Origin of the sequence: Geodermatophilus marinus, from assembly GCF_003428645.1 — a bacterium.
Taxonomy (GTDB): Bacteria; Actinomycetota; Actinomycetes; order Mycobacteriales; family Geodermatophilaceae; genus Geodermatophilus.
In genome coordinates this window covers 1-13,536 of sequence record NZ_QVQH01000039.1, presented here as the reverse complement: position 1 = coordinate 13,536, position 13,536 = coordinate 1, and the positions used below count along the sequence as shown (strand labels likewise).

16 protein-coding genes are annotated in these 13,536 nt (G+C 74.0%); 4 read left to right on the top strand and 12 right to left on the bottom strand.

The features are described from left to right. Positions 1–5: 5 nt before the first annotated feature. The 7 genes from D0Z06_RS23665 to D0Z06_RS26815 form a co-directional block, all read right to left on the bottom strand. On the bottom strand, positions 6–353 hold the full coding sequence (locus D0Z06_RS23665) for a DUF3099 domain-containing protein (RefSeq protein WP_117380003.1): 348 nt from the start codon (positions 351–353) through the stop codon (positions 6–8). Between the two features lie 175 nt (positions 354–528). After that, positions 529–1,137, bottom strand: a complete 609-nt coding sequence (locus D0Z06_RS23660) for an HhH-GPD-type base excision DNA repair protein (protein ID WP_117380002.1) — start codon at positions 1,135–1,137, stop codon at positions 529–531. A gap of 396 nt (positions 1,138–1,533) precedes the next feature. Further along, positions 1,534–2,205, bottom strand: a complete 672-nt coding sequence (locus D0Z06_RS23655; protein ID WP_117380001.1) for a response regulator — start codon at positions 2,203–2,205, stop codon at positions 1,534–1,536. Next, the gene (locus D0Z06_RS23650) at positions 2,202–3,470 is read right to left on the bottom strand and encodes a sensor histidine kinase (protein ID WP_158580069.1); all 1,269 of its coding nucleotides are present in this window, start codon (positions 3,468–3,470) and stop codon (positions 2,202–2,204) included. The genes D0Z06_RS23655 and D0Z06_RS23650 overlap by 4 nt, the downstream gene beginning before the upstream one ends. 44 nt (positions 3,471–3,514) lie before the next feature. Beyond that, a complete protein-coding gene (locus D0Z06_RS23645) occupies positions 3,515–4,267 on the bottom strand; it encodes an ABC transporter permease (RefSeq protein WP_117379999.1) in 753 nt (250 codons plus the stop codon). Next, entirely contained in the window at positions 4,264–5,166 is a 903-nt protein-coding gene (locus D0Z06_RS23640; protein ID WP_370453380.1) for an ABC transporter ATP-binding protein, read from the bottom strand. The genes D0Z06_RS23645 and D0Z06_RS23640 overlap by 4 nt, the downstream gene beginning before the upstream one ends. An 81-nt stretch (positions 5,167–5,247) precedes the next feature. After that, on the bottom strand, positions 5,248–5,382 hold the full coding sequence (locus tag D0Z06_RS26815; protein ID WP_255419375.1) for a hypothetical protein: 135 nt from the start codon (positions 5,380–5,382) through the stop codon (positions 5,248–5,250). A gap of 297 nt (positions 5,383–5,679) precedes the next feature. Here D0Z06_RS26815 and D0Z06_RS23630 point away from each other — a divergent pair, with 297 nt between their 5' ends. Both D0Z06_RS23630 and D0Z06_RS23625 read left to right on the top strand, forming a co-directional pair. Beyond that, positions 5,680–5,880 carry a hypothetical protein gene (locus D0Z06_RS23630; protein WP_117379997.1) on the top strand — a complete coding sequence of 67 codons (201 nt, stop codon included), beginning with the start codon at positions 5,680–5,682 and terminating at the stop codon, positions 5,878–5,880. After that, a complete protein-coding gene (locus D0Z06_RS23625) occupies positions 5,877–6,194 on the top strand; it encodes a type II toxin-antitoxin system PemK/MazF family toxin (RefSeq protein WP_117379996.1) in 318 nt (105 codons plus the stop codon). Before D0Z06_RS23630 ends, D0Z06_RS23625 begins: the two co-directional genes overlap by 4 nt. A 145-nt stretch (positions 6,195–6,339) precedes the next feature. Here D0Z06_RS23625 and D0Z06_RS23620 read toward each other — a convergent pair whose 3' ends face one another. From D0Z06_RS23620 to D0Z06_RS23605, 4 genes are read right to left on the bottom strand one after another with little or no spacing between them, the layout of a single operon-like run. Beyond that, positions 6,340–6,732 (bottom strand): universal stress protein, encoded by a 393-nt coding sequence (locus D0Z06_RS23620; RefSeq protein ID WP_117380016.1) that lies wholly within the window; start codon positions 6,730–6,732, stop codon positions 6,340–6,342. 53 nt (positions 6,733–6,785) lie between these two features. Beyond that, the gene (locus D0Z06_RS23615) at positions 6,786–8,213 is read right to left on the bottom strand and encodes a CitMHS family transporter (protein WP_117379995.1); all 1,428 of its coding nucleotides are present in this window, start codon (positions 8,211–8,213) and stop codon (positions 6,786–6,788) included. Positions 8,214–8,243: 30 nt separating this feature from the next. After that, positions 8,244–9,047, bottom strand: coding sequence for an HpcH/HpaI aldolase/citrate lyase family protein (locus D0Z06_RS23610; protein WP_117379994.1), 804 nt, complete (start codon positions 9,045–9,047; stop codon positions 8,244–8,246). Next, positions 9,047–10,297, bottom strand: coding sequence for a CaiB/BaiF CoA transferase family protein (locus tag D0Z06_RS23605; RefSeq protein WP_117379993.1), 1,251 nt, complete (start codon positions 10,295–10,297; stop codon positions 9,047–9,049). Before D0Z06_RS23605 ends, D0Z06_RS23610 begins: the two co-directional genes overlap by 1 nt. A gap of 313 nt (positions 10,298–10,610) precedes the next feature. On the opposite strand from D0Z06_RS23605, the gene D0Z06_RS23600 reads away from it, so the two are divergent. Continuing rightward, positions 10,611–12,170, top strand: coding sequence for an ATP-binding protein (locus D0Z06_RS23600; protein ID WP_117379992.1), 1,560 nt, complete (start codon positions 10,611–10,613; stop codon positions 12,168–12,170). After that, the gene (locus D0Z06_RS23595) at positions 12,167–12,850 is read left to right on the top strand and encodes a response regulator (protein ID WP_117379991.1); all 684 of its coding nucleotides are present in this window, start codon (positions 12,167–12,169) and stop codon (positions 12,848–12,850) included. Before D0Z06_RS23600 ends, D0Z06_RS23595 begins: the two co-directional genes overlap by 4 nt. Before the next feature lie 221 nt (positions 12,851–13,071). Here the strand turns inward: D0Z06_RS23595 and D0Z06_RS23590 are convergent, their stop codons facing one another. After that, positions 13,072–13,272, bottom strand: a complete 201-nt coding sequence (locus D0Z06_RS23590; RefSeq protein ID WP_117379990.1) for an SRPBCC family protein — start codon at positions 13,270–13,272, stop codon at positions 13,072–13,074. Positions 13,273–13,536 lie beyond the last annotated feature (264 nt).

Below are 13,536 nucleotides of genomic sequence, written 5' to 3'. Positions count from 1 at the left end.
ACGACTCAGTGCTCGATGACCCGGCCCGCCCCCGGCCGCGCCGGGTTCTCCAGGATCCGGTCGGGCCGCGGTGCGTCGTAGCGGTGGACGTCGAGCTTCTTCTTGGGCGGCCGGTCGTTGGCCATCAGGACGGCGACCCACGGCAGCACCGTGCCGAGGACGGCGAAGATCACCGCGAGCCACAGGGTCTGGTAGAAGACGGCGGCCAGGACCAGGCTGAGGGCGCGCACCGCCATGGTCAGGACGTAACGACGTTTCCGGGCCGCGTGCTGGTCGGCCAGGCTCGGTTCCGCCTCGGTGATGAGCACCGGGTCCGGTCGACGGGATCGCGCGGGCTGCTGGCTCGAGGCCACGGGCTTCCTCCCCTCCGCCGCAGCGGGTGCGCCGCCCGGCGGACTACTCCGCGGGCTGCGGGGCCCGGCGTCCCGACGGCGTCCGGGTCCCCGGCGCAGCCCGGGGTCCGGGTACCCATCGTGCCACTGGATCGCGGGCCATGCAGTCGGCTCGTCGCGCCGTCCGCGACCGCTCTCAGGAGGTCGCGGCCGTACCCGCCCGCTGCCCGGCGGCCTGCTTCGCGGCCTGCTTGGCCTCCTGCTTGAAGCGCCGGACGGCGGCCAGCGACTCCGGGCCCGTGACGTCCGCGACCGACCGGGCCGCACCCTCGGCGCCGTACTCCCCCGCCGCCTCGCGCCAGCCCGGCGGGGTGACGCCGTACTGCTTGCCCAGCAGCGCGACGAGGATCTTCGCCTTCTGCGCGCCGAAGCCCGGCAGCCCGCCGATGCGCCGCAGGAGTGTGGCGCCGTCCGGGGCGTCGGACCACAGCGACTCGGCGCGGCCGTCGTGGCGCTCGACCAGCAGCCGGCACACGGCCTGGGCGCGCGCCGCCATCGAGCCCGGGTACCGGTGCACCGCGGGCGGCCCCTGGAACCAGGCCGCCAGCTGCTCCGGGTCGGCGTCCGCGATGTCGGCGGCCGAGAGGGTGTCCACGCCCATGCGGTCGGCCAGCAGCCGCGGCCCGGCGAACGCCCGCTCCATGGGGAACTGCTGGTCGAACAGCATGCCCAGGAGCAGGGCGAGCGGGTCGCGGCCGAGCAACTCGTCGGCCGCGGGGTCCTGGGCGATGCGGAGGGTCGGCACGCGACGATCCTGCCTCACCCCACGCCCCGGACGGTCCGGGGCGCCCCCTCTGGTCACGAGGCCTCGTCAGTGCTCGTCGTGATGACCTTCATGCGCCACATGGTGGTGGGTCCCGTGCACGTGGTCGACGTGGTCGCCGTGCTGCAGGGTGGCGTGGCCGCAGCCGTCGCCGTGCTCGTGGTCATGTGCCCCGTCGACTGCATGCACCTCACCGCTGCACGTCGTCGACGTGATCCGCCCGGGGGACCGATGGTCTCCTCTGGCGCCGGTGCGTCGATGGCCACACGGGGCACCGTCCGCAAGCATCGAGCGTCCGCATCGCCCTGGCGCGAGTCGCGGAGGGCCAACTGGGGCCGCCATGCTCTCGGGCACAGCTGGGTGAGCTCGACGTGCTCATCACGGGCACAGGCGCCGGGCAAGGCCGTGCTCGTGGGCAAACATGGCGGCCTGGGTGCGATCACGCAGTTCCAGCTTGGCGAGTACTCGGCTCACGTGCGTCTTCACGGTCTGCTCGGCGACGATGAGTTCGGCGGCGATCTCGGCGTTCGACATCCCCTGGGCGACCAGGGTCAGGACCTCGGCCTCCCGATCGGTGAGTCGCTCGAGCCGGGCGACGTCGGCAAGGGAGGCGTGCGGCCGGCTGGTGAAGTCGGCGAGCAGCCGGGCGGTGACCGATGGGGCCAGCGCCGCTTCGCCACCGGCGACGGCGCGGACGGCCTCGGCCAGCGCGACGGCCGAGGCGGTCTTCAGGACGAAGCCGCTGGCGCCGGCACGCAACGCGGCGTACACGTACTCGTCCTCGTCGAAGGTGGTCAGCATCAGCACCCGGGTCGGGGTGGCGCCGGTGAGCAGCTGGCGGGCGGCCGCGATCCCGTCGAGGCCCGGCATGCGGACGTCCATCAGCACGACGTCGGGTTGCAGCCGCGCGGTCTGGGCGACCGCGTCGGTGCCGTCTGCGGCCTCGCCGACAACCTCGATGTCGGGCTGGGCGCCGAGCAGCACCGCCAGCCCCTCGCGGATGAGCGTCTGGTCGTCGGCGAGCAGCACCCGGATCGTCGTCGTCGTCATCGGCCTTGCCCTGCCTGCACAACGGAGGCCGGGTCGAGGGGCAGGCGGGCGCGGACGGTGAAGCCGCCACCGTAATCAGGGGCGGCGGTGAGGGTGCCACCGAGCATGCCGACCCGCTCGCGCATGCCGAGCAAGCCGTGCCCGGCTCCGGGTCCGCCGGTCGGCGGCTGCCGCGCCGGCCCATTGGCGACCTGCAGCTCGAGCCGGTCGGGACGGATGTCGACGGCGACCTCGACCGTCGCGCCGGGCGCGTGCCGCATGGCGTTGCTCACGGCCTCCTGGACGATGCGGTAGACCGACACGTCGACCCCGGCGGGCAGGAGCCAGTCCGATCCGTTGACGGTGAGCCGGGCATCCAGGCCGACCTGACCGGCGGTGGCGACCAGCTCCGGGAGCCGGCCGAGGCCGGGCCGCGGTGTGGTGTCGACGGGCGAGGCACCGTCGCGGAGCACGCCGAGCACCCGCCGCAGCTCGGTCAGCGCCTCGACCGCGTGGGTGCGGATGAGCCGCAGGCTGCCCTCCAGCTCCCGCGGCGGCTCCGGGACCCGGTAGGGAGCGGCCTCGGCCTGGATGGCCACGACGGACATGTGATGGGCGACGACGTCGTGCAGCTCGCGGGCGATGCGGGTGCGCTCCTCGAGCACCCTCCGCCGGGTTCGTTCGTCGTGCGCGGTCGAGGCCGCCTCCGCCAGCCGGCGCCGGTCGGCCTGCCAGCCGCGCAGCGTCATCCCGGCCAGCGTCACCACCGCGGCGGCCAGCAGCGGCGCGCCCAGATCGGCGGCGGCGTTCATGCCCGGCATCCGCTGCACGAGGGCCGCCCCGGTGATCGCCGTGAGCCCCCAGGCGACCACGGCGACAGGCGGCCGGCTGGTCAGCGCCACCAGCCCGAGGATGAACAGGTGGGCCAGCAGCGCCGGGGCGGCCCACACCGGACCGTCACCGCCGGCCCGCAGCACCTCGCTGATCAGCGCCGCGGCGATCAGCGAGGCCCAGAGCGCCGCGACCGGGCGGATCAGCGCCAGACCCAGCGGCGCGGCCAGCAGTGCGGCGAGCAGCAGCGCCGCCGCCGGCGACAGGGCGGCAGGCGGCCGCACGGCGGCAACCGCGGCGAGCGCGCCCGCGCCGAGCGCGAGCGCGGCGACGGCGCCGGCCGGGACCCAGCCCAACCGGCCGCCGCCGAGTCGCGGACCAGCGGCGGCCGGCAGCGGCGACAGGTCCGCCGCCACCATGGCCAGCTCCGACACCGCGCGTCTCCACCTGGGCATGGCCGGCCTCCTCACCGCCATCCTGGCCCATCCGATGGCCGATCTCAGGCGTCGCGACGCCGGAAGACCACGCCGGCCACCAGCAGCGCGGCCATCGCATATCCGGTCAGCACGGCCAGGGAGGCGACCGGGCCGAGACCGCCGACCACCGAGGGGTCGGCGTCGGAGGACTGGGCGAGCTTCTGCAGCACGGCCACCGGCCCGGCGCCGGCCACCCAGCCGCGCCAGGATCCGGCCAGCGGTGCCAGCAGTTGAGGCAGCAGCACCGCCGCCGCCACGGCCAGGACCGCGCCGGCGGTGTGTCGCAGCAGCACGCCGAGCCCGGTCCCGAGCAGGCCGACGGCGGTGATCGCGGCGGCCGCGCCGAGCACCCCGGGCACCACCGCCCCGGAGGGATGCCCGGTGATCAGCGCCCGCCCGACGCCGGCGGCCACTGCCGCACCGGCCACCGCGGCCACGAACGTGAGCCCGCCGACCACGACAGCCTTCGCCGCGAGGACCGTCCCCCGGTCGGGACGGGCGGCGAGAGTGGCCCGCAGGGTGCCGCTGCCGTACTCGCCGCCGATCACCAGCACGCCGACCACCCCGGCAGCGATCTGGGCCGGCGCGCCGCCGGTGAGGCTGGCGCCGATGACGGTGTCGTCGGGCTGCAGGCTGCCGGTCAGCCCCACGACGGCGGCGAGCACCGGCAGCATGACGCCGACAGCGGCCAGCGCACCGATGGTGGACCGGACGCTGGTGAGCTTGATCCATTCGGCGGCCAGCGCAGTCCGCAGCCGGACCGTCCGGGGGCTCACGCGGCACCCGCCGCGGCCCGGCGGCCGTCTGCCGCGGCGATCATCTGCAGGTACACGTCTTCCAGCGCGGGCTGCTCGCCGCGCAGCTCGTGCAGGCCGATGCCGGCGGCGCGGGCCGCCTCCCCGACGCGGGAGGCGTCCAGGCCGGTCACCGTCAGGGCGTCGGCGCCGTTGTGCACCACCTGTGCGCCGCGGCCGGTGAGCAGCCGACGCAGCTGCTCGGCCTGCGGGGAGCGGACGGCGACCGCCGGCCGTGCCTGCTGCAGCAGCTGCTGCATCGGGACGTCCGCGATCAGCCGCCCGGCGTGCAGCACGAGGAGGTGGTCGGCCGTCTGCTGCATCTCGCTCATCAGGTGGCTGGACAGCAGCACGGTGCGGCCCTCGGCGGCGAACCGCCGCAGCAGCGTGCGCAGCCACCGCACACCGGTGGTGTCCAGCCCGTTGATCGGCTCGTCGAGCACCAGCACCGCCGGATCCCCCAGCAGCGCCGCGGCCAGGACCAGCCGCTGCCGCATGCCCAGCGACAGGTCTCCGGCGCGCTGCTCGGCCACCGAGGTCAGTTCGACCTGATCCAGCACCTCGGCGACCCGACGACGAGACAGGCCGTTGCTCGCGGCCAGCGCGGCAAGGTGGTCCGCGCCCCTCCGGCCGGGGTGCAGTCCAGTTGGGTCGAGCACGCCTCCGACAGTGCGGAGCGGGGCATCGAGCTCGGCGTACCGGCGGCCGGCAACGGCCACCGTTCCCGCCGTCGGCAGGTCCAGGCCCAGCACCATGCGCAGCGTGGTGGACTTCCCTGCACCGTTGGGGCCCAGGAAGCCAGTCACCACCCCCGACCGCACGGTCACCGTCAACGCGTCCACCGCGGTCCGCTCGCCGAATCGCTTCGTCAGGGTCCGCATCTCGATCACCCAGCGACGGTAGGACCGCCCGGGGACGTTGCGCGTCCCTCGCCGGACCGGTCCCGCCATAGCTCCCAGGTACTACGCCACCGCGCGCGTTCGACTGCTTCGTCGGCGCATGTGCTGGTCCAGCATCATCCCCAGCAGCAGCGCGAGCGGGTCGCGGCCCAGCAACTCGTCGGCGGCGTTGTCCTGGGCGATGCGGAGCTTGGGCATACGGCGGAGTGTGCCTCGACCGAGCGCATGATCGATCGGAGCTCCACCATCCTGTCTGCTCGCTGCGCTGCCCGAGCCCACGACCACCGCCCGGTCCCGCGGTGGGCCGGCGAATCCGGCCACGCCCGCGGGCGGTGTCGGGCAGTGCGACCGGACGGCGGACCGGCACGCCGGCTGGACGCGGACACCCGGGGACCGTTGGCGACATCACGGACGTGCTGACCGGTAGGCACTCGACGAGGTCCCGACCTCCGGGGCTGTTGTACACAGGTAGAACGAATGTCTAACATTGATCCTGTGAGCAAGACCATCGGTTTCCGTCCCACCGAGGACGACGAGCGGATCATCCGTGAAGCCATGCGGGACGACGAGCGCACAGCCGACGTCATCCGACGCGCGCTGCGCCTGCTCGACCGTGAGGCCTGGCTCGCCCGCGCGCGTGCCGATGCCGAGCGGTTGGTGGACGAGGACCTGTCCGACGAGGCCGACGACTGGTGATCCGCGGCGCCGTCTACCGGGTGGACCTCGGTGAAGCCCGTCGTGGACACGAGCAACGCGGCCGGCGGTACGGCCTGGTGCTGAGCCCTGCCGACCTGGCCTGGGACGTCGCCACGATCGTCCCCACGTCGACACGTGCTCAGCCGGCGGTGTTCCGGCCCGAGATCGAGTTGGGCGGAGTTCCGACCCGCTTCCTGGTCGATCAGCTGCGCAGCATCGACGTCCGCTTCGTCCACGACGAGCCGGCGTTCTTCCTCCGTCGCGACGAGCTGGAGGAGGTCGAGATTGCCGTGACCCGGTACCTCGGCCTCTGACCGGCGCGGCTGCGCCCCTACCGGGTGCCGGCGGCGGCGTGCCTGACGGCTCGGCTGCTTCGTTGACCCTGGTGATCCGCGGCGCGCCCGGCCCGAGGTCGAGCTGGGCGGCGTGCCGATCCGCCTCGTCCCGGCCCGGACCGGGTCATCGGTCCGGGCTCTTCACCGTGACGACCGGGCACGGGGCATCGAGGATGATCCGCTGCGCGAAGCTGCCCAGGACCAGCTTCAGCGCGGGCGAGCGTCGGCGGACCGGGACGACGACGAGGTCCGCGCCGGCCGCAGTGGCCAGCCGATCGACCTGGTCGGCGACGTCCTCCTCCGGATCGTGCAGACGGTGTGGCAGCCCCCCGTCCAGCAGCCGGGTGGCGATCCGCGCCCGCAGGGACGGGGACCCGTACTCGGGGGCCGCAGGGGAGTCCGCGCGGGCGAGCACCACGTGCAGCGCTGTGCCCCGGCGCCGGGCGTGGTCGGTGGCCCAGCGCAGCGCGGTGTCGCCTTCGGGGCGGTCGTTGACCAGGACGATGGTGCTGGGCACGGAGGCCTCCTCCGGGGACGGGTGGGTGCCGGCGGCGGGGCAGCGGTCGGCGGTCACAGCGGGATCACCGTCAGGGCCACACCGACCGCGAGCATGACCACGGAGACGACGACCGCCCGCCAGATGGCCTTGCGGTGGTGGTCGCCCATCTCGACCCTGCTCAGGGCGATGAGCAGCAGCAGCGCCGGCACCAGGGGGCTCTGCATGTGCAGCGGCTGGCCGGTGACCGCGGCCCGCGCCATCTCGACCGGGGCGATGCCGTAGTTGCCGGCGGTCTCGGACAGCACGGGCAGGACCCCGAAGTAGAAGGCGTCGTTGCTCATGAGGAACGTCAACGGCATCGACAGCAGCCCGGTGATGACGGCCAGGTGCGATCCCAGGCCGTGCGGGATGACGCCGATGAGCCACTGGGCCATCGCATCGACCATGCCGGTTCCGGACAGGACGCCGGTGAGCACGGCGGCGGCCAGGACCATCGCGACGACGGACACGACGCTGCCGGCATGGGCCTTGAGCTGGTCCGCCTGCTCCGCGACGTGCCGGAAGTTGACGACCAGCGCCACCCCGACGGCGACCATGAAGACGACCGGGATCGGGACCAGGTCCATGACGAGCAGGGTCATGACCGCGAGGGTCAGGGCGAGGTTGAACCACACCAGCTGGGGGCGGGCCTTGTCGCCCCGGTCGGGCAGGCCCGCGGCCGGTTCGTCCGCGACGTCGGACACCGGCTCGGTGCCGACCTTCGCCGTCGCCGGAGCAGTGGCCGCGGTCGACAGCCGCGCCGCGGTCGGCCTGCCGTCGACCCCGCCGACCGGCGCAGCCTCCAGCACCCCGACGAGCGACCCGCGGTCTGCCGGCAGCCGGACCAGGCCGATGCGCTTGCGTTCGGAGCGGCCGAGCCGCCAGGCCAGGACGAAGACGGCCAGGATGCCGGCGATCATCGACGGGATCATCGGGACGAAGACGTCGGTCGGGCTCACCTTCAGCGCCGCCGCCGCCCGGGCCGTCGGGCCGCCCCAGGGCACGACGTTGAGCACGCCGTTGGTGATCGCCGTGACGCAGGTGAGCACGACCGGGCTCATGCCCAGGCGCAGGTACACCGGCAGCAGCGCGGAGGTCACGATGATGAACGTCGTCGACCCGTCGCCGTCGAGGCTGACCACCGCGGTGAGGGCGGCGGTGCCGAGGACGACCTTGACCGGGTCGTGCCCGACCATTCGCAGGATCCCGCGGATCAGCGGGTCGAACAGACCCACGTCGATCATGATCCCGAAGTACGTGATGGCGAAGAAGAGCAGCGCCGCGGTGGGCGCGAGCTCGGTCACCGACGTCATCACCATGTCTCCGATGCCGGTGCCTGCACCGGCGGCGATGCCGAAGGCGATCGGGACGAGGATGAGCGCGGCCACGGGGGTGGCTCGCTTGCTCATGATCAGGTACATGAAGACCGCGATCATGAGGAACCCGAGAGCGACGAGCATGACTCGCTCCTGACTGTGTCGTGGCGGGGATCAGAGGGGGGCGGAGACCCCGGCGAGTCCGAGCAGGCGGCGGGCGCGTTCGGCGACGGGGAGGTCGACGAACTCGCCGCCGGGCAGCCGGAGTGCCGCGCCGCCGGCGGCCTCGAACGCGGCGACGACCTCCCGGGCCCGGGTGATCTGCTCCGCGGTCGGCGTGAACACCGCGTGCAGGACGGGCAGCTGCCGCGGGTGGATGGCCGATTTGCCGAAGAACCCGAGCGAGCGGGCGAACTCGGCCTGCTCACGCAGGCCGCGCTCGTCGTCGAGCTGGGGGTGCACGCTGTCGATCGGCGGCTCGATGCCGGCGGCGCGGGAGGCCACGACCAGCTGCGCGCGCACGTACAGCGTCTGCAGGTTGCCGCTGGCGGCGTCCAGGTCCCGGGCGAGGTCCACCCCGCCCATCGCCAGGTGGCGGACGCCGGGCACCGCCGCGACCTCGGCGGCGGCCAGGACCCCGCGAGCGGTCTCGATGGCGCAGATCAGCGGTGTGCCGGGGGCCCGATCGGCCACCCACGCCACGTCGTCGGGCGACTCCACCTTCGGGATGCGGATGCCGTACGCCAGGTCGGCGACGGCGGCCACATCGGCCTCGCACAGCGCGGTGCGCGCGGCGTTGACCCGGACCCAGGCCGGGTGATCGGCCAGTGCGGCGGCGACCATCCGGCGGGCGCGCCGCTTGGCGTCCGGTGGCACGGCGTCCTCGAGGTCGAGGATCACGGCGTCGGCGCCGGCGTCGAAGACCCGGGTGAGCAGCTTGACGTCGTGCCCGGGAGCGAACAGGTAGCTGCGGTCCATCAGACGACACCCGCCTCGCGCAGTTTCGCGACGTCGGCGGCGTCCAGGTCCAGCAGTTCGGCGTAGACCTCCTCGGTGTGGTCACCGAGGCCGCGCCCGGGAAAGCGGATCGCCCCGGGGGTGGCTCCGAGCCGGAACATGAGGTTCTGCATCTTCAGCGGGCCGAGATCCGGATCGGGCACCGTCGTGATCGATTCGCGGGCGCGCACGTGCGGGTCCTTGACCAGCTGCTCCACGTCGTAGATCGGCGCGATCGCCGCGCCGGCCGCCTCGAACGCGGCCAGCACCTCCTCCGCGTCGCGGGCGGCGATCCAGCGGCCGACGGCGGCGTCGAGCAGCTCGGCGCGGCGGCTGCGCTCCCCGGCGGAGGCGAACCACGGCTGCTCGGCGATGTCCGGCCGGCCCACCAGGCGGAGCACCCGCTCGGCGATCGAGGTCGCCGACGCCGAGACGGCGACCCAGTGGCCGTCGCGGGTCAGGTAGGTGTTGCGCGGGGCGTTGATGGGTGAGCGGTTGCCGTGCCGGCCGGCGATGACGCCGAGCTGGTCGTAGACGGTGGGGCCCGGGCCGAGGATGCCCAGCAGCGGCTCGAGCAGGGACAGGTCGATCACCTGCCCGGGGCCCCTCCCGGCGTCGCGGTGGTACAGGGCGAGCGCGACGGCCAGCGCGCCGGCGATGCCGGCCACCCCGTCGGCCAGGCCGAACGGCGGCAGCGTGGGCGGCCCGTCCTCCTGCCCGGTCTGGTGGGCGAAGCCGCTCATCGCCTCCATCAGCGTGCCGAAGGCCCGCCGGGAGGCGTAGGGGCCGGTCTGCCCGAAGCCGGTCACCCGCAGCACGACCAGCCGGGGGTTGACCGCGAGGAGTTCGTCGGGCCCGAGGCCCCAGCGCTCCATCACCCCGGGGCGGAAGTTCTCGACCAGCACGTCGGACCGGCCCGCCAGCCGGCGCAGCAGGTCCGCTCCCTCGGGCGTGCCCAGGTCGAGGGTGACCGTCCGCTTGTTCCGCGAGATCACCTTCCACCACAGCCCGTGGCCCTCGCGGTTCCAGCCGTGGGTGCGGGCGGGGTCGCCCTGTGGGTGCTCGACCTTGATCACGTCGGCGCCGAAGTCCCCCAGCAGCATCGCGGCGATCGGGGCCGCGTACACGGTGCTGACGTCCAGCACCCGGATGCCGGCCAGCGGGCCGCCCGGCCCGGTCGAGGGGAGGGATGCGGTGGTGGGGGCGCCGGCGGCGCCCGGGCCAGGAGTCATGTGACCTCGTTCCGGAGTTCGCAGGGACCCGTCCCGTCGCCGGTGGTCGGCACGGGGCGGGAGGCCGGGGCTGCACTGGTGTCGGTCATGGCGGCCGGCCGGGACAGATCGCGTGGTGCTTCTTCCTGCTGCGGCGGCTGTGAGCGTGGACACTACGAACGGCGCGTGGTCCAGGTCCCTCTTGCGCAGGAAAGCCGCACAGGCCGTGTTCTCGACGTTTCGCTCATTTCGCTCGGCCGGCCCCGAACGGCCGGCCGGATCCGCATCGGCCCGGCCACCCCGACACCGCTGGGGGTTGCCGTTCACGCGGCAGATGCTGCTTCTGCAGCTGGGCGTGCTCGTCGCGGTGATCGCCCTGGGGTTCGCGCTGACCGCCTGGCGTCTCGGCGCCGGGCTCGAGCACCGGTTCCAGGAGAACGCCCTCGACGTCGCCCGCAGCGTCGCCGCGCAACCCGGGCTCGCCGACGAGGTCCTGGCGCGCGACACCGGCGCCATCCAGCGTCGGGCGCTGGCCGTCCAGCGGACGACCGGCGCGCTGTTCGTCGTGGTCACCGACGACCAGGGCATCCGCCTCGCCCACCCCGACCCCGCACGGATCGGGGAGCCGGTGAGCACCAGCCCGGACGCGGTCCTCCGGGGCGCCGAGGTGGCCAACATCGAACGCGGCACGCTCGGCCTCTCCGCCCGGGGCAAGGTGCCGCTGCGCGACGGCACCGGCCGCATCGTCGGCGAGGTCAGCGTCGGGTTCGACGCCAACGACATCTCCGCCGCCCGCTGGCAGCTGGTCCGTGACACGGCGGCGTTCCTCGGGGTGGCCCTGCTGCTGGGCGCCGGCGGCAGCATGCTGCTCGTCCGGCTGCTGCGGCGGCGGACCTTCGGCCTGGAACCGGCCGATCTGGCCGAGCTGGTGCGGGAGCGGGAGGCGGTCCTGTTCGGGATCTCCGACGGCGTCCTGGCCCTCGACGACGACGACACCGTGAGCGCGGCCAACGCCGAGGCGTCCCGCCTGCTCGGCGTCCCCATCGAGCCGGGCTCGGCGCTGGCCGACCTGGACCTCCCGGCGCCGCTCGCCCGGGCGGTCGCCGACCGCTCCGGCACCCCGACGGTCACCGTGGTCGGGGACCGGGTGCTGGTGGTCACCCGCCGCGAGGTCGAGCGCGGCGGTCGCCGGCTGGGCTCGGTCGTCACCGTCCTGGACCGCACCGAGGTGGAGCGGCTGACCGACGAGCTCGGCGCCGTCCGGCTGATGGCCCAGGCCCTGCGGGCCCAGCGGCACGAGTTCGCCAACCGGCTGCACACCCTCCACGGCCTGCTGCACACCGGTGACGCGGACGACGCCGCCGACTACGTCAGGGCGCTCCTGGACTCCCCCGCGGTCGCCCTCGCGGACAACAGCGAGGCGATCGCCTCCTCGACGGTGCGCGCCTATCTCGGCGGTCAGGTGGCCCGGGCCGCCGAGCTCGGCGTGCAGCTGACGGTGTCCGAGGCCAGCTGGGTGCCCCAGCGGCTGCTGGCGCCGGTCGAGGTGATCACCGTGCTGGGGAACCTCGTCACCAACGCGGTCGAGGCCGCCCACGCCTCACGGGTGCGGCCGGCGAGGGTCGAGGTCGACCTGCTGTCCGACGGTATGGATCTCGTGATCTCGGTGGCCAACACCGGCGACGGCCTGCCGCAGGAGCGGCTGGCCGGCCTCTTCGCCGGAGGGGTGAGCAGCCGGGGCGAGGACCGCGGGTTCGGGCTCGCCATCGCACGCGGTACCGCCGAGAGCCTCGGAGGCAGCATCGAGGTGACGCACGCCGGCGGGGACGGGGCCCTGACCGTCTTCGCCAGCCGACTGCCCGGCGTGCTCGAGGAGGCGGAGGTGCCCGCGTGAGCTTCGACGTCCTCGTGGTCGACGACGACTTCCGGGTCGCCCGGTTGCACGCCCGCTTCGTGGCGGACGTCCCCGGTTTCCGCGTGGTCGGGGTGGGCCACACGGCCGAGCAGACCCGGCGCCTGGTGGCCGACCACTCCCCCGATCTGGTCCTGCTCGACAACTACCTGCCCGACCAGCCGGGGGTGGAACTCGCCACCCACCTGACGTGCGACGTCCTCATGGTGACCGCCGACAGCTCGTCGAGCCTGGTGCGCGCGGCCGTGGCGGCCGGTGCGGTGAACGTGCTCGTGAAACCGTTCACCGCAGAGCAACTGGCGACGCAGCTGGCCGCCTACGCCCAGTACCGCCGGCTCCTGCCCGCCGCCACCGGCGAGCTCGGCCAGCAAGGCGTCGACCGTGCGCTTGCCGCGCTGCGGCAAGCCTCGCGGTCGGCCACGCCCAAAGGTCAGTCCCCGGTGACCGCACGCCTGGTCGCCGAGCGGCTGCGGGACGCGGAGGAGGCCCTCACCGCGGCCGACGTCGCAGACGCCCTGGGCATCTCGCGCGCCACCGCTCAGCGCTACCTGGCAGCGCTCGCCGAGGAACGGCAGGCGAGCGTCTCCCTGCGCTACGGCAGCACCGGGCGCCCGGAGCACCTCTACCGCTGGACCGCTCGTCGAGGCGCGATCCAGAGGTAGGACGGCCGGCTGCACGGTGCCCTGCTGTTCCTCCTGACACGTGCTGGTCCAGCAGCATCCCGATCAGCAGCGCGAGCTGGTCGCGGCCCAGCAGCTCGTCGCGGCGTCGTCCTGGGTGATGCGGGGGGTCGGCACGCCGAGATCGTGCCGCACGGCGGCTTCTGCGCGATCGTCCCCGCGTGGCAGCGCGACCCCGCGATGCCCGCCCGGCTCGACGGCCCTCAGCCAGGACTGGTCGCGGGCGTCCGTTCCACGCGCTCCTTCAGCGCCTGGTTCATGGCATGGAACGCCGGCAGCGTGTGGCGGGTGAGGGACCGGGCTGCCAGGGGGACGAGCAGTCCTCGGAAGCGCTCCTCCTGCGCGAACTGCACGCCCCCGGTGTCGAGGTCGCGGATCGTGAAGGTGTGCTCCGCGTCGAACAACCCACGGGAACCCAACCGGCCGAGCCACCGGAGCCGCAGCCCGGGTGAGCTTGTCGTTTAACCCCGTGGGTCCTCGAATGACAGGACCGTGATTCGGGGGCTGGCATGAGGGCGGCCACCGGGTGATCCTTTGGAGTTGCGAGCTGCAAACGATCACCGGTGGCCGTGATGGACAGTGTTCACCCGCAAGGCGGCGTTGGCGAGGTCTCGGCCGCGGAGGCCGCCGATCGACTGCGGGAATTCCGCGCCGGGTTCTACCGATGC